The 15,456-nt window shown below is 33.9% G+C and carries 13 protein-coding genes and 3 tRNA genes; 1 reads left to right on the top strand and 15 read right to left on the bottom strand.

The window, feature by feature from the left end:
- Window positions 1–13: 13 nt before the first annotated feature.
- From FEZ18_RS09455 to rpsU, 6 genes are all read right to left on the bottom strand, one after another.
- Window positions 14–86, bottom strand: a tRNA-Gly gene (locus FEZ18_RS09455).
- 433 nt (window positions 87–519) lie between these two features.
- A tRNA-Tyr gene (locus FEZ18_RS09450) sits at window positions 520–601 on the bottom strand.
- Between the two features lie 144 nt (window positions 602–745).
- Window positions 746–819 (bottom strand) — tRNA-Thr (locus FEZ18_RS09445).
- 102 nt (window positions 820–921) lie between these two features.
- Window positions 922–1,224, bottom strand: coding sequence for a ribosome hibernation-promoting factor, HPF/YfiA family (gene hpf / locus FEZ18_RS09440; protein ID WP_153268077.1), 303 nt, complete (start codon window positions 1,222–1,224; stop codon window positions 922–924).
- A gap of 115 nt (window positions 1,225–1,339) precedes the next feature.
- A complete protein-coding gene (locus FEZ18_RS09435; RefSeq protein WP_153268076.1) occupies window positions 1,340–2,230 on the bottom strand; it encodes a tyrosine-type recombinase/integrase in 891 nt (296 codons plus the stop codon).
- Window positions 2,231–2,482: 252 nt separating this feature from the next.
- A complete protein-coding gene (gene rpsU, locus FEZ18_RS09430; RefSeq protein WP_153268075.1) occupies window positions 2,483–2,677 on the bottom strand; it encodes a 30S ribosomal protein S21 in 195 nt (64 codons plus the stop codon).
- A gap of 249 nt (window positions 2,678–2,926) precedes the next feature.
- Here rpsU and FEZ18_RS09425 point away from each other — a divergent pair, with 249 nt between their 5' ends.
- Window positions 2,927–3,679: an AAA family ATPase gene (locus FEZ18_RS09425; RefSeq protein WP_153268074.1), complete on the top strand. Its 753-nt coding sequence runs from the start codon at window positions 2,927–2,929 to the stop codon at window positions 3,677–3,679.
- Window positions 3,680–4,002: 323 nt separating this feature from the next.
- On the opposite strand, the gene FEZ18_RS09420 is transcribed toward FEZ18_RS09425, so the two are convergent.
- The 9 genes from FEZ18_RS09420 to guaB form a co-directional block, all read right to left on the bottom strand.
- A complete protein-coding gene (locus FEZ18_RS09420; RefSeq protein WP_153268073.1) occupies window positions 4,003–5,169 on the bottom strand; it encodes an acyl-CoA dehydrogenase family protein in 1,167 nt (388 codons plus the stop codon).
- Window positions 5,166–6,068, bottom strand: coding sequence for a ComEA family DNA-binding protein (locus FEZ18_RS09415; protein ID WP_153268072.1), 903 nt, complete (start codon window positions 6,066–6,068; stop codon window positions 5,166–5,168). Before FEZ18_RS09415 ends, FEZ18_RS09420 begins: the two co-directional genes overlap by 4 nt.
- Window positions 6,069–6,079: 11 nt before the next feature.
- Window positions 6,080–7,681 (bottom strand): alanine/glycine:cation symporter family protein, encoded by a 1,602-nt coding sequence (locus FEZ18_RS09410; RefSeq protein ID WP_153268071.1) that lies wholly within the window; start codon window positions 7,679–7,681, stop codon window positions 6,080–6,082.
- Window positions 7,682–7,787: 106 nt separating this feature from the next.
- Window positions 7,788–8,801 (bottom strand): potassium channel family protein, encoded by a 1,014-nt coding sequence (locus FEZ18_RS09405; protein WP_153268070.1) that lies wholly within the window; start codon window positions 8,799–8,801, stop codon window positions 7,788–7,790.
- A complete protein-coding gene (locus tag FEZ18_RS14700; RefSeq protein ID WP_228122702.1) occupies window positions 8,798–9,025 on the bottom strand; it encodes a PspC domain-containing protein in 228 nt (75 codons plus the stop codon). Before FEZ18_RS14700 ends, FEZ18_RS09405 begins: the two co-directional genes overlap by 4 nt.
- A 12-nt stretch (window positions 9,026–9,037) precedes the next feature.
- Window positions 9,038–10,312: a DUF2851 family protein gene (locus tag FEZ18_RS09400; RefSeq protein WP_153268069.1), complete on the bottom strand. Its 1,275-nt coding sequence runs from the start codon at window positions 10,310–10,312 to the stop codon at window positions 9,038–9,040.
- A gap of 97 nt (window positions 10,313–10,409) precedes the next feature.
- On the bottom strand, window positions 10,410–12,107 hold the full coding sequence (locus FEZ18_RS09395; RefSeq protein ID WP_194269469.1) for a PAS domain-containing hybrid sensor histidine kinase/response regulator: 1,698 nt from the start codon (window positions 12,105–12,107) through the stop codon (window positions 10,410–10,412).
- A gap of 23 nt (window positions 12,108–12,130) precedes the next feature.
- Window positions 12,131–13,258: an FIST signal transduction protein gene (locus tag FEZ18_RS09390; RefSeq protein WP_153268067.1), complete on the bottom strand. Its 1,128-nt coding sequence runs from the start codon at window positions 13,256–13,258 to the stop codon at window positions 12,131–12,133.
- A gap of 398 nt (window positions 13,259–13,656) precedes the next feature.
- Window positions 13,657–15,129: an IMP dehydrogenase gene (gene guaB / locus FEZ18_RS09385; RefSeq protein WP_153268066.1), complete on the bottom strand. Its 1,473-nt coding sequence runs from the start codon at window positions 15,127–15,129 to the stop codon at window positions 13,657–13,659.
- Window positions 15,130–15,456 lie beyond the last annotated feature (327 nt).

Here is a 15,456-nt window from a genome sequence, read left to right as displayed (position 1 = left end):
ACTCTTCGCTTAGAGCGAGAGACCGGGTTCGAACCGGCGACATTCAGCTTGGAAGGCTGACGCTCTACCAACTGAGCTACTCTCGCATTTCTTTGAATATTTCTCAATACTCAAAAGGTGTTTTATTATTTCAATTATAGATCACTTTCATAATCCTGTAAAAGCGAACTTTTACGAAATTTCAAAAAACGTGTTTTGAAATTTTTAACTTTTAAAATATCACTTTACAAAAGCAAGCTTTTAAACTCACTGCATAAAATCATTTTTCAAAGATTCATATTTTGTAGGATTACCAACTACGTTGGTGACCCGTAAGGGTAACCCCTTACTTGCGCTTTTAAAACACTACTTTACAAAAGCAAGCTTTTAAACTCACTGCATAAAATCGTTTTTCAAAGATTCATATTTTGTAGGATTACCAACTACGTTGGTGATCCGTAAGAGTGACCCCTTACTTGCGCTTTTAAAACACTACTTTACAAAAGCAAGCTTTTGACAGTAGCTTATTTAAAAGCTTAGTGGGGAGAGCAGGATTCGAACCTGCGAAGACGTAGTCAGCAGATTTACAGTCTGCCCTCGTTGGCCGCTTGAGTATCTCCCCATTTAACTTAATTTCAATCCTTTAAAGAACTTGCGTCGATGGAGGGACGCCCTTCGACTGCGCTCAGAATAAACTTCTTGTCCCCAAGCTAAAAAAATGCGCTTTACATTTTTCTGACTTCCTGTTCGCCTTTCATTATTTTAGAGCCGATGGAGGGACTCGAACCCACGACCTGCTGATTACAAATCAGCTGCTCTAGCCAGCTGAGCTACATCGGCTTTTTAACACTTTTTACGCGTAAAAAAAAGCCCGCTATTTCTAACGGACTGCAAATGTATAGATTATTTTTTTTAATCAAAACATTTTTTTAATAATTTTTACTATAAATGTGGTCTTAATTTCTCTTTTCGCTTTTTTAACTGTCTTTCTAGAGACGAAACAGCCATATCTACCCCTTCTTCAAAAGTTTTACATTGTTTTTTTACAACGAAACTATCGCCTGGTACACTTAACTTAGCCTCAAATATTTTGTTTTCCCTTTCACTTGTGTTTTCTACCTTTAAATACACGTCAGATTTTATGACCTTATCGTAATACATATCAAGTTTATCCATACGCTTTTGTATAAAGTCTATTAACTTTTGGTCTGCAGTAAAATTAATTGATTGCGTGTTTACTTTCATCTGTTATTGGTTTTAAGTTATTAAATCGATAAAATATATTTTGCTAAATATTTTTTTTGTAATAACTAGGTTAATTCGAAATTCTCTTATCCGTTTTAATTGAATAACAATTCTTTTATTTCTCACTTCTGGGGTGAGCATTAACATGTACTTTTTTTAGCTCGGCAATACTATTATGTGTATACACTTGTGTTGCTGCAAGGCTTGAATGCCCTAAAAGTTCTTTTACCGCATTGATATCGGCACCTTGATTAAGCAAATGCGTTGCAAAAGAATGCCTTAAAATATGTGGGCTTTTTTTAACTTTAGCAGACACCAAACTAAAATACTCATTTATTATTCTGTATACAAGTGTTTCGTAAATTTTAACTCCTTTTTTAGTGAGAAACAAAACATCTCTATCTGTAATGCTTTCTAACTCCCCTCTTAATATTAAATATTTTTTAAACGTAGGGACTAAAGAATCTAATAACGGAAGGATACGCTCTTTATTTCTTTTACCTAACACTTTTAAGGTTTTTTCTTCTAAATCAACATTTAATAACTTTAATTCTACCAACTCTATACGACGTATACCTGTGCTATAAAATAATTCGATTATCAACTTATTGCGAATACCCTCGAAATCACTTTCAAAATACAGCTCGTTTAAAACGGCCATAACCTCTTTCTCAGAAAACGGAATCTGTACTGTTTTATTTGTTTTTAAGGCTTTGTGCTTAGCTAATGGGTTTAGCGAAATGACTTCTATTTTTAGAAGAAACTTATAGTAGGTATTTAATGCTGATAGTTTTCGGTTGATACTTCGGTTGGACAACCCGTTTTCTACCATAGAAACTATCCAACTCCTTATTTGGCTATAATTAACTTGATCGATATTAGAGGTCTCGTATTCATTTTTAATGAATTCTAAAAACCTCTCCAAATCCCGCTGATAGGCCTTTACAGTTAATTTTGAATAATTTTTTTCTAATAATAAATAGTCTGCGAATGGCTTAAATAACATACTTATAGTTTAAAGTATGAAGATACAATGTTTTATTGAATTTGAAGACTCGAAGCCTTGGCCGGGTATTATTAGTAATACACTTAAAACGGTCTTAAAGTCATGGACAACAATTAGCCAGAGATTCTAATTGGGATTAATCTAAATTCGGTTCCTCTTTTTTATCTAATATATTAGAAGTCTTTTTAGTATTCGTTGTAAACAAAAGTCCCGCAAATTGCGGGACTTATATTTTTAACAAAGCTGCAAAATCTAGATGTTTTCTGCATCTCTTAAACTTTGAATATATTGTGCTTTTTGCTTACTGGCTCGGCGCACAACAGAAGGCTTTGTAAATTCTTTACGTTCTTGCAACTGGTTTTTAACCGTCGTTTTTACAAACTTACGCTTATACTGTTTTAGCGCTCGATCTATATTTTCTCCTTCTTTTACTGGTATTATTAACATAGTGTCTTAACCTCCTCTCTTTTAGATTTTTCAGGGCGCAAATATACACAAGTCTTTTAAACTTAAAAAAATAGTATCGTATTTTTTTAGAGTTTTATAAATCTCATTTTTTTCATCACTGATATTGCTAATGCAATTTCACGATAACACACATATACCCTTATAAATTCCAGAATTTTTACCCCCCAAACTCCAGTTATTTAATTTTTTTTACAATTAAGTCTTAGTAACTTTGCCCAAAAAAATTCCATGAGTTCAAGTCAACTAGCTACCCATAAAAATCATCCAACCATAAATTTAGACGATATACATCTCTCGGAAGAGAACCGTGCAAAAATCAATCAATTAATTGAAGAATTTGAATATCTTGAGGCTATAAAATCTTTTAACCTCCCAGTGGATAATAAAATACTATTGCACGGTAGTACAGGTTGCGGAAAAACAGCCACAGCCCATGCGATCGCTAAACGTTTAAACAAAAAAATAATCACTCTACATCTCGGTGGGTTTGTGTCTTCGAGATTAGGGGAAACAGCAAAAAATATTACAGCCATTTTTAGAGAGGCTCGACTTGAAAATGCTGTTTTATTTATCGATGAATTTGATTTTGTTGGGAGATCGAGAGATGACAGTGATAAGGATTCTGGAGAAATGAGGCGATTGGTAAATGCGCTTTTGCAACAAATAGACGCCTTAGACAAAAACACCATATTAATTGGCGCTACAAATTATTTAGAAGCTATTGATACAGCACTTTTACGAAGATTTCAACTTAAACTCTCTTATGAATCGCCAACAAAAGATCAACTAGACACCTATTACAACAGTCTATTTACAGCCTACCCCTCAGAATTTTTAGACTTCGATAGAAAATATAATATTTCTTATGCTGAAGCAAAAGATTATACCTTTCAGAACATTAAGAAAAATATAATTAAAAAAGCTAAACAAAAGAACAATTTACATCAAAAGGATCATTCGCAAAATATCAAGAATCTATAAATTGAGATCTTGAAATAACATTTTATCGCATGACGGAAACAAATAGTTGTTTCATTCTGCCTAAATCGGTGGAATCTGCGGGATAATTCTTTTAAACCCGCATGATTAAACTCCCTATATTTAAAAATAATTGCAAGTTTTTTTACTATTTCAGCAAGAATGGACGTTAATTAAAAAAACCTGTAGTTAACACCCAAGGCAAAACATATCGTTATTCCGTAATACAACTTCATACTAAGCTAAGCACCTAGTTTATAATCGCGTTTATCAATAACGATTTTTGCGAATCGGAAAACCATTTTCGCAAAATCAATAATAAAAATTTAGGTTATGGGTTTATAATCGCGTTTATCAATAACGATTTTTGCGATAATCTCTTTTAAGATTTCAGAGGTGCCACCTCCTATTGGTCCTAATCTACTATCGCGAAAAAGTCTGGCCATTGGATAGTCTTCCATATAACCATAACCGCCCAAAAACTGTAAGCATTCATAGATCACCTCATCTGCCATTTTGGTAGATTTTAGCTTAGACATGGTCGCTTCTTTCACCACATATTCACCTTTATTTAGTCTGTAGGCTACAGAATAATTAAAAGCTTTACAGATTTCCATATCGGTATATAATTCTGCTACGGTATGGCGTAAGGCTTGAAATTTATCAATGGTTTTTCCGAACGCAGTACGTTCAGACATGTATTGCAAGGCATACTCTAAAGCAAATTCGGCTCGCGCATGTGCATTAACCCCCATAATTAAACGTTCTAAAGAGAAATGCTGCATAATGTAAGCGAATCCTTTGTTTTCCTCACCTAATAAATTTGCTGATGGAATCTTTACCTGATCGAAAGCAATTTCACCAGTATCGGATGCACGCCAACCCAGTTTGTCGAGCTTAGTTGCCGATATACCCGGTGTTTCTCTATCGATTACAAAAATACTAATACCTTTGTTACCTAATTCTGGTTTGGTCTTGGCAGCTACTATTAAATAATCACTTTCTACACCGTTTGTAATAAAGGTTTTAGATCCGTTTATAATATAGTGCTCTCCGTCTTTAACTGCTGTGGTGCGCATGCCTGCTACATCACTACCCCCAAAAGGTTCGGTTATACACAAACAGCCAATTTTGTCGCCAGAGATACTTGGAGTTAAGTAACGGGTTTTAATCGTTTGATCGCCCTCGGCATTAAGATGCGTCATGGCTAAATAACAATGTGCCCAAATAGCCGCTGCAAAACCACCGGAATTTACTTTTTGAAGCTCTTCTAAAAATATTACGGTATAAAATAGATCTAAATTTAGTCCGCCATAGGTCTCTGGGTAATTTATACCAAAAAAGCCCATATCGCCAAACTTCTTCCAAATAAAACGCTCAATTTTTCCATCTCTCTCCCATTTATCGATATGTGGAACGACTTCTTTTTTTAAAAAATCCTGCAAACTTTCTCTAAAAAGCACATGCTCTTCGGTAAAGTACATTGTATTCATATATTTTCTTTTTCAATTAGCAAATATAATTTAATAATCTCTAATTTATTTACCGGAAAGCCTTTAACTTTTGTTAATTCGTCTAAGCTTCTATAACCACCTCTTAAGTCTCTTTGTTCAACGATTTCGTAGGCTAAATCGTAATCGATAAACTGAACCGTTACAAGCTCTTCAATTTGAGCTTTATTAATATCCAGCCTTTTTATTATTCTAGGTGTTTTAACGGTAAACCGATCGGTTATGTTTTTAATAACTTCTGGGGTTAATCCTGGAATATCCGTAAGCTGAACATCATCAATAAAACCCCCAATAAATTTATTCCTATACCTTAAAATTTGCTCTGAATAATAAGCCCCTACACCGTTAACTTCTTGTAACTGCTTTGCCGTAGCGGTGTTTAAGTCATCCTTTTGAGCAAAAGTTTTTTGCGTATGATAATATGCGGTTGCATTAGCTTTAGGTTTAGGATGTGTAACCCATTCTGGAAATTTAAAATACGGTGCTATAGAATTTAAGAGCGAATCGGATATTTTAGTGACTTGCTGAAACTCCTTTGCAGAGTACACCCATTGGTTTTGCTTTCTAAAATGATGCAACCTATCTATTTCTAGATTCGACATTCCTAAAGACGCACCTTTATAATCGCTTATAAAATTGGGATTGAATGGAATCACTTTTGGTTTCCTGTTCTCAATTTCCAACAATTTAAGGGAATCTATTTCCTGAATAACCTTGTCTAATTGCTTTTGATTTTCTGAACCCCCTTTTATTTCACTGTTAAAAACTAAAGGTGCACCAAAAAAAAAGGCCACTTGTAACAATATGATTAAACACAGTAAAAGAAAAATCCCTTTTCGCTGTTTTCTTGTAAACTTGAAATGGGATTTAAGATGTTGCATTTTTTTATGCTTTAAGTTCTATCCTTTATAGCTTTCATATATTTATTTAATTCTTCCTTAACTCTAGGAGCCAGAATAACTAAACCAACCATATTGGGAACCATCATAGCAAAAATCATCGCGTCTGAAAATCCGATAACAGAGCCTAAGCTTGCCGCTGCTCCAATAATAACAAATATGCAAAATAATGTTTTGTAGATATACTCTGCTTTTTTAGTTCTTCCAAATAAATAAGACCACCCCTGGAAACCGTAATAAGACCAGGATATCATGGTACTAAATGCAAATAAAACTACGGCAACAGCCAAAACATAGGGGAACCAAGAAATAGCAGACTCAAAAGCTCCAGAAGTTAACAAAATAGCTTGAGTATCGTTTAATGTGGCATTTTCAGCTGTTACATTCCCTGTAATTATTAAAACTAATGCGGTCATGGTACAAACTATAACCGTATCGATAAAAGGCTCTAGTAAGGCGACCATGCCTTCGCTAGCTGCGTATTTTGTTTTTACGGCAGAATGGGCAATTGAAGACGACCCAATACCGGCTTCGTTTGAAAATGCTGCACGCCTAAACCCTTGAACCAATACCCCTACAACTCCACCGGCAATACCTTCTGGATTAAATGCACCATTAAAGATTTGAACAAAAGCATCGCCTACCATGTTTAAGTTTGAGAAGATTACATATAAGGCAGCTGCCACATAAATAACCACCATAAAAGGCACAATCTTATCGGTTACTTTGGCTATTTTTTTAATACCCCCTATAATTACAATACCAACTAAAACAGACATTACTAGACCGAATGCCCAGCCATTGCCATGAAGAATAGAATTCTCGCCTCCTGTAATATTTTCCACAAGCTGAAAAGCTTGATTTACCTGAAACATATTTCCTCCACCAAAGGAGCCACCAATAACAAAAATAGCAAATAATACGGCTAATACTTTACCCAGACCACCCAGACCTTTAGACTTTAGGCCTTTGGTTAAATAATACATAGGACCACCGTAAACAGTACCATCGTCTTCAATATCTCTATACTTAACACCAAGTGTACACTCTACAAATTTTGAAGCCATCCCAAGAAAACCAGCAACAATCATCCAAAATGTTGCGCCAGCACCACCAATGGAAACTGCAATAGCAACACCAGCAATATTACCCAAACCTACGGTTGCAGATAAGGCTGCTGTTAATGCTTGAAAATGCGACACCTCGCCTTCGTGGCCTTCCACTCTAATAGTATCTGGATTGTCTTCATCGTTAGTAAATTCAGATTTTTGAATTTCAACTTTATGATCTTCTCGGCCCTCCAAATCGTCATATCGACCTCTAACAATATTTAGCGAGGTAGAAAAACCTCTAAAGTTTATAAACTTAAAATATATTGTAAAGTAAAGGGCTCCTAAAATCAAGGGAAATAAAACCCAAAAAACTCTCACATTCTCAGAAAAAGGAATTTGATAAAAAACAGCACTCACAAACCAACCTGTTGCGTCACCAAATCGTTCATCAATAATTTGATCGATTCCTTTTTCGGTAGCTTCTTGAGTAAAAGATAAAAAAGGTAGTAGTAAAGTGAAAATCGAAAGAAGGGCCTTCTTCATAAATGATGGTTATTAGTTAGTTTGATTAAGGAAATGGCATTAAGGCTAGCAAGATGCTAAAAATAATTGATTTTTAAAAACAAATACTTGTTAAAAAACGATTTCATTAACTTATATTGTAGGTATTATTAAGCAATTCTATTTGTTCTGGGCGCCCTATAACCACAATTTTAGATTTTGGATCTAAATCTAAATCGGCCTCTGGGTTTACCAGATACTCTCCGTTTTCGTCTTTATAACCAATAACTGTACATCCTGTTCTTTTTCTTAGATCTAAATCTCTAATTGTTTTAACTTCTCTGGTTAATTTTGCCACTGCTACCTCTTCAATATTTATATTGGTTTTACCAACAATAGATAAATTATCAACAAACTCCATTAACCCAGGCACAACTACCAACGATGCCATATGATCGCCTCCAATGACATCTGGAAGTATCACATTATTAGCACCAGCTAATTTTAATTTATGCCGTGACGTTTCTTGAGAAGCTCGGCTTATAATATTTATTTTATTATTTAACTGCCTTGCAGAAAGCACGATAAACAAATTATCTGCATCGTTAGGCAATGCCGTAATTAAACAAGATGCCCGATCTACACCTGCTTGTAATAGCACCTCGTCTTCGCTGGCATCTCCCAATACAAAGGGCACCAATTCATTTTTATATTTATCTACAAGTTCTTTATCCTGCTCAATGATTACAAAAGTTTTATTGTAAGCCAACAGTTTAGTTGCAGCTTGTTTACCATTTCTTCCGTAGCCACAAATTATAATATGATTTTTAAAAGCATTTATTTTCTTTTGCATTTTTTTTTGTTTTGAATCTTCTAAATTACTCTTGCTTATTATATATGCTGTAATTACAGTAATCACGTATCCTAAAATAAAAACACTAGTAAGAATTAAAAATATCGTAAATATTTTAGTGGCGTCGTCCAAAGGCTGTACCTCCTTAAAACCCACTGTCGAAATGGTTATTACGGTCATGTAAAGCGCATCAATCCAAGTGTAACTAGATAATAATCTATAGCCCAAAACACCAACACTTACCAGAAAAACCAACAAGAAAACAGCTATATACTGCTTCGTTAAAAAGAAATTATTATTTATTTTCATAAATCAAAAACAGACGAACGTTTCGTATAAATAAGATCTTTTATACGCATCCAAAAAGCCATAAACAGATACAGTGCAAAACCAAATCCCACAGTTACAAAGGTTAAATACATAAATGAAATGCGTACAACCTTGGCCCGAATACCAAGCCTGTCTGCTATGCGCTGACACACGTAAAAGCCTCTTTTTTGAAAATACAATAATGCTCTGTAAAATATATTCATAACGCAAGTTAATCAATTCTTGTTTAAAAGTAAAGTGCCTATAGCGCAATGTAAACATTTATTTTTATCGCAATACTCCCGCTTTAACTGTAACAGCCCCTGCGATTCTAACGCTGAAGATGTCAGGTTTTTTAAGGCATTAAACTTGTTTATAATACCGTTTTTTTCTGGGCTTATTTGTTGTATTAATTCCATAAGACGACCTTCAATATGTTTACCTTGTTGCTTTGCGAAAGCAAATTTAATGGGGATTATGGTATTAATCATTAACAAGTCTATAAAGGCTTTGCTGAGTTGCTTTTTAGACTTTTTTGAGACTTTATCGAATGTGTAATGCGACTCCCAAAACGATGAGGCCTTTACTGAAAAAAGGGTGTAAAATTCGTCTAATGTATTAACCTTATTAATTTTTGAAAATAAATTGCTCTCCTTTCCGTATAAACTTGCCAGTTGCGACAAACGAATAGTCGGGAAGTTTGAAGGTCGCAGCCTAAAAAACTGTACAGGCACGATATTGCTATTAGATAATTTAAATTTTTGTTTTAAAAATTGGTATTGACTAAGTAGATTTTGAAAATAAGCATCTTCCGAAGCTGTATTTAACAAACCAGATTGCCCAAAAAACAAAGCTTCTAAATTGTTTTGACTATGCTGCTGCTTTCTAACAACAGCGTAGTCGATACTGTTTGCCATACTTAAAAACGCATCGGCATTTACTTTTAGTCCGAAATTTTTAGCCAACATTTTAAAAAGAACAGCTTCCCAATCGTTTTTAGAAGCATCTAAAAATCTATTTATTATTGCTGCCTTTTGCTCTAAACGTTCAACATATAAACGTTCCAACCAATTTTTAACAATAAAACTATCGACACTTTCAAAATCTTGTTCACAATTAATCCACTTTTTAGTTTTAGAAAATAATTGCTGATAATTATTTAGAGCGCATTTCGAGATATAGCTTTTTAACTCTAGTGTGGGGATTTCTGAATTATTTTTTCTAAAAACTGGGGTATCGTGCTCCCAAACAACATGCAGAATAACAGTGTCGTAAGCCTTATCTTGTTCATGGTTATGCAAAAACCAATCGGAAGATTTTTTATGAATTTCTACATTTCCAGCCCAAAGCTGATTACCTATTTTTAATTGTGCATTAAAAAAATCGGGTCCAGAGTTTTGGTTATGTTGACCGACAGAGACTATGGTAACCACCTCATTATTTGTAGTTTTAATAGCCGCCATATTAAACTTTTTATACCTCCATATATAATGTAGAAAATCTTCTTGCATGCAACTTGGATAATATTGGCAAGATGAAAATACAAATTTGCAAGAGTTCTATCTAACTTTTATAGAACTTTATTACAAAACCGCTTAGTTATTCTTGCTATTGCTTTTGTTTACTATGCGATTTTAGCAAATTATAAAGTTTTTCGGGGCTAAAAGGTTTACTCATAAAACCATCCATTTTATATTGCCTTGTTTTTTCTTTAATATCGGTTTGCGCAAAAGCTGTTAACGCTATAATTGGGATTTGCGATTTTTTTTTATTGGGTAAATTTCTAATAGCCGTTGTAGCTTCGTAACCGTTTAACAATGGCATTTGTAAATCCATTAATATTAAATCGAAATTCGATTTAATATACCTGTCGAGAAGTTCTTTTCCATTCTCTGCGATTTCATAATTTACTTTCCATTTTAAAAATAATCGCTTTAAAATTAAAGCATTCATTTTATTGTCTTCTGCAACCAAAACTTTTAAATCTATGGGTAAATAATCTGGCTGCATTTCGATCATTTCTGGAGAAAAAGTACTAAGTCTATTACTAATTTTAAAAGTGATTTCGAAAGAAAAGGTTGCACCTTCACCCAATTTACTTTCTACAGTCAAATCACTATTTTGAATATTTAAAAGCTTTTTACTTATTGGTAAACCTAAACCTGTACCTCCATATTTTATAGATGCCTCTGGATTTGCTTGCATAAAACTTTCGAAGATGGTCTTTTGGTCTTCTTTAGATATACCAATTCCAGTATCGACCACTTTAAACCGAAGCTTCACTTTATTTTTATCTATTCCTAAGTTTTTAATATAAAGAGAGATGCTACCGTTTTCTGTGAATTTTAAAGCGTTACTTAATAAGTTCTTAATAATCTGATTTAGTTTTAATTTATCTCCAATGATATTGTCTGGAATATCATTTTCTTTTATAAAGTTAAAAACCAATCCTTTATTTTCTGCTCGCAATACAAGATCGGATTTCGTGACATTTAACAATTGATTTAGACTAAAAACGTCTTCAGTTATTTTGAGCTTGCCAGATTTAATTTTGTCAAAATCTAATAAGTCGTTAATTAAACCTAACAAGTGTTCTCCAGAATATTTTAACGCCTTTAAATTTTCACTTTGTTCTGGAAGAAAATCTTCCATTAATAAGATGTTTGCTAGTCCTGTTACCGCGTTTAGGGGTGTTCTAATTTCATGCGACATGGTAGATAGAAATACATCTTTAGATTGACTTGCTTTTTTAAGTTTAATTTCAGTTTCCTTCAAGTTTGTAATATTGGTTATCGTTCCTGTATAACCAGAAGGCAATCCAGATGTATCTGTATCTTGCTTGCATTTAACCTCAAACCACAACACCCTTGATTTCTTTTTTAATTTAAAAACAAACTCAATGGCATCTTTTTTATTTAAGAAAATTTCATTAAATTTAAGTTTACTATGTACATAACTAGGCTTTAAAAAGTCTTTATAGTTTTTACCAATAGACTCCGCAATAGAATATCCTGAATATTTTGTCCAAGCCTGGTTTAAATAAGTAAAATTTCCGTCAGCATCTGTTTGAAAAATTACACCCCCAACATTGTTTACAATCTTTTCTAATTTCGTTTTAGTATAATCTCTTTCTTGTTTTAGTTTTTTGTTCGCTATGAACAGTTCTTTTGAGCTTACCTCTAGGATATTTTCTAAGTGTTCATGGTCTTTTTCAAAATCCTTATAAGCCTCGTTTATCATATTTAAAAAATCGGTGTATTTTGGATTATCTAAAAGATCTAAACCCGATTTTTTTAATTGACGCATTAAAAGCCTATGATAGTTGTTATTTAACATTCTGATAGTATAGTGATAGTCATGGTTTGATTATGCAATTCGCATGGAGAAAAATCGTCGAAAGGAGCTATTTCCCCATAAGAATAAAAACCTGTTATCATAGGTTTTTCGCCTATTGCCGCTCTTACAGCCTCTACTTCTTCTTCAACGAGTTGTTTTAATACATTACGACGCCCTGCGCAACTTATTAATATCGCTAATTGAGCTTCTCCATTTTTATTTTTATTTGCGTTAAGAGCCGCATTTTCAGCTCCAATTATTAATCTATCGGTGTTATATTTCATTATTCGAACGGTTGAACCCTCGGGAATATTACCCTTACAAATTAAACTTTTATTCTCTTGATTGGCTTCAAAAATAGTTCGTATAACTGGGGTTACATTTTCATTTAAACGCACGCTTAAAGGATATAACAAATGAGAAATTGAATTAGCAGTTACAAATGGTTTTTTATATTGTTCTAAAACTGTTAAAGCAGGTAAATCGTCCAATTCATACAACACATTTTTTTCAGATTTGGTAACCAATCTTGCTACACCAAAGCTATCCCATCCCCCTTTAGATCCACAACCCACATTTAAATGGTTACCATAAAAACCTAAACCTACTACAGTTTTTTCTACCATATTACCATCGTTAACTACAAATGTTTTATCAAAATGGTTTCCATCTGCTGCCATACCCCCAGTAATGCTCACCTTTGGTAATTTAGATTTTAGCCCATCTACCAAATCTGCTCCATTAACATGCAAACCATCGCTAAATACGAGCACGTGTTTTAAATCTTCACTATAAAGTGCTTCTCCTATTCTTTCGCCAGATTTATAACTACCTTCTAAATTTACTACTGGTGTTGACACTTTTTTTATAGGCACTTTTTTAAACTGAATAACTGTAAGCGATATACTTTTGTCCTTTACTGTTATACCGGATATTTCGCCAGCAGTAGAACAGCCAATTAGGGTCGCTTTTGGAAATTTCTTTTTTAGAGACTTTAAAATTTCTTTTTTGAAATTAAAATAGGGCGACACAAAAAGAAGAAACAGATTAGCATCAAAATCTATTTTAGTTAAGGATTCTTTCCAGTTCTCTTCAGTAAGGGACAATTGTTTAACAAGCATAGTAATAGTCTTAGTGTTTCCAAAATAAGTTTTTCATAGCGCATATCCTACTACTCATCTGTAAAATATAAGGGGAGGAAACAAAATGCCGACTTAAAATACAAACCTTAACCAAACTACATCTGTTAAAATGAAAAGCTAGCAATAACTAAAATATTATTGCTAGCTCTGTATTGTAATTTTTTTCTATACAATATTAACAAAAGAATTGCTTTATTGGCGATAGATACAAATCAATTATGAATCTTGCTCTTAACTTGGGTTTTTAACAACTGAATTAGCACCAAAGAGTTGTCTCTTTTTTGAAGTTTAAAAAAACGAACACATCGCTTGCTATATTCAAAACCATAATCTAAGGCTTACAAGAGACCAAACGCCCGTAATTCTTAAAGAAAAATCTACCTAGAATAATTAGGAGACTCATTAGTAATAGTCACATCGTGCGGGTGGCTTTCGTTAATCCCGCTCGCTGTAATTTTTACAAATTTCCCTGTATCTTTTAAGGTTTGAATATCCTTAGCACCACAGTAGCCCATTCCAGCACGTAAGCCACCAATAAACTGGTGAATACTCTCGTATAAATAGCCTTTATAGGGTACACGACCTACAATACCTTCGGGCACTAATTTTTTAATATCGTCTTCAACATCTTGAAAATAACGATCTTTACTGCCTTGCTTCATGGCTTCTACAGAACCCATACCACGGTAAGATTTAAATTTTCGTCCTTCGTAAATAATGGTCTCCCCTGGAGATTCTTTGGTTCCAGCTAAAAGCGAGCCCAACATAACAGTATCTGCTCCCGCTGCAATAGCTTTAGGAATATCACCTGTGTAGCGAATACCACCATCGGCAATTACAGGAACACCGCTTCCTTTTATAGCTTCTGCCACTTCTAAAACCGCAGAAAATTGTGGATAACCCACACCTGCAATAACGCGAGTTGTACAAATAGAACCTGGACCAATACCTACTTTTACAGCATCGGCACCCGCCTCAACTAAATATTTCGCAGCCTCACCAGTGGCAATATTACCCACAATAACATCGAGGTTTGGAAACTTAGCTTTTACTTGTTTTAATACCGTGACCACACCTTTTGTATGACCGTGAGCTGTATCGATTACTACAGCATCAACACCTGCTTTTACCAAAGCTTCGGCTCTATCTACAGCATCTCCCGTAACACCAATAGCTGCAGCAACACGCAAACGTCCATACTCATCTTTGTTGGAATTTGGTTTTTGGGTAAGCTTAGTAATGTCTCTAAACGTTATTAAACCCGATAATTTATAGTTTTCGTCTACAATAAGTAGTTTTTCAATTTTATGTTCTTGTAGAATTGCTTCGGCATCTTGTAATGAGGTACCCACAGCAGCGGTTACCAAGTTGTCCTTAGTCATCATGTCTACAATGGCTCGTTTGTTATCATGCTCAAAACGCAAATCGCGATTGGTAACAATACCTTTTAAGGTACGATTGTCATCTATAATTGGAATACCTCCAATACCATACTCGGCCATATATTGTTTTGCATCGCCCACTTTTGCGGTAAGGGGTAAGGTTACAGGATCCATAATCATACCACTCTCGGCACGTTTTACACGTCTTACCTTTTTGGCTTGATCCTCAATAGTCATATTTTTATGCAAGACACCTATACCTCCTTCTTGCGCCATAGCGATAGCCATTTTACTTTCGGTTACCGTATCCATAGCGGCCGAAATAATAGGAACATTAATGGTTATGTTTCGTGTAAATTTTGATTGAATATTTACTTCGCGCGGAAGTACTTCTGAGAATGCTGGAACTAATAAAACGTCGTCGTACGTTAAACCTTCACCTAAAATCTTATTGTTGTGTGCTATCATGATGCAATTAAAGTATAATTGCGTGCAAATTTACAATTTATTATTTAAACTTTTATTAATTATATACTTATGAAGTAATTTTTTAATTCACAAAACAATATTTAACACCTTATAACGAAGTTGTTTGCTATACTTAACCAAGTTAAACAAGAAAAAAGTTAAAGTTAGCAAGTGTTTTTAACCCTAAAGAATTGAAACATATCGCCGTAAAAAAAAATTTCAAGTTATTATTTTGATTTTCAAACTATTAAAAAAAGTTATTTTTATTTATTCTAAATAAGTTTTGCTGATTTGGCATTGAGGTTTATATTTGCCAAAATAAAAATC

Origin of the sequence: Oceanihabitans sp. IOP_32 (assembly GCF_009498295.1) — a bacterium.
GTDB lineage: Bacteria > Bacteroidota > Bacteroidia > Flavobacteriales > Flavobacteriaceae > Wocania > Wocania indica.
This window is presented reverse-complemented; position numbering and strand designations above follow the sequence as displayed.

What these genes read in the sequence shown, in the direction of transcription:
- FEZ18_RS09425 (WP_153268074.1), top strand. Translation starts at nt 2,927, where the DNA reads ATGAGTTCAAGTCAACTAGCTACCCATAAAAATCATCCAACCATAAAT.
- FEZ18_RS09410 (WP_153268071.1), bottom strand. Translation starts at nt 7,681, where the DNA reads ATGAAGAAGGCCCTTCTTTCGATTTTCACTTTACTACTACCTTTTTTA.
- guaB (WP_153268066.1), bottom strand. Translation starts at nt 15,129, where the DNA reads ATGATAGCACACAACAATAAGATTTTAGGTGAAGGTTTAACGTACGAC.
- hpf (WP_153268077.1), bottom strand. Translation starts at nt 1,224, where the DNA reads ATGAAAGTAAACACGCAATCAATTAATTTTACTGCAGACCAAAAGTTA.
- FEZ18_RS09420 (WP_153268073.1), bottom strand. Translation starts at nt 5,169, where the DNA reads ATGAATACAATGTACTTTACCGAAGAGCATGTGCTTTTTAGAGAAAGT.
- FEZ18_RS09435 (WP_153268076.1), bottom strand. Translation starts at nt 2,230, where the DNA reads ATGTTATTTAAGCCATTCGCAGACTATTTATTATTAGAAAAAAATTAT.
- FEZ18_RS14700 (WP_228122702.1), bottom strand. Translation starts at nt 9,025, where the DNA reads ATGAATATATTTTACAGAGCATTATTGTATTTTCAAAAAAGAGGCTTT.
- FEZ18_RS09390 (WP_153268067.1), bottom strand. Translation starts at nt 13,258, where the DNA reads ATGCTTGTTAAACAATTGTCCCTTACTGAAGAGAACTGGAAAGAATCC.
- FEZ18_RS09395 (WP_194269469.1), bottom strand. Translation starts at nt 12,107, where the DNA reads ATGCGTCAATTAAAAAAATCGGGTTTAGATCTTTTAGATAATCCAAAA.
- FEZ18_RS09405 (WP_153268070.1), bottom strand. Translation starts at nt 8,801, where the DNA reads ATGAAAATAAATAATAATTTCTTTTTAACGAAGCAGTATATAGCTGTT.
- FEZ18_RS09400 (WP_153268069.1), bottom strand. Translation starts at nt 10,312, where the DNA reads ATGCAAGAAGATTTTCTACATTATATATGGAGGTATAAAAAGTTTAAT.
- rpsU (WP_153268075.1), bottom strand. Translation starts at nt 2,677, where the DNA reads ATGTTAATAATACCAGTAAAAGAAGGAGAAAATATAGATCGAGCGCTA.
- FEZ18_RS09415 (WP_153268072.1), bottom strand. Translation starts at nt 6,068, where the DNA reads ATGCAACATCTTAAATCCCATTTCAAGTTTACAAGAAAACAGCGAAAA.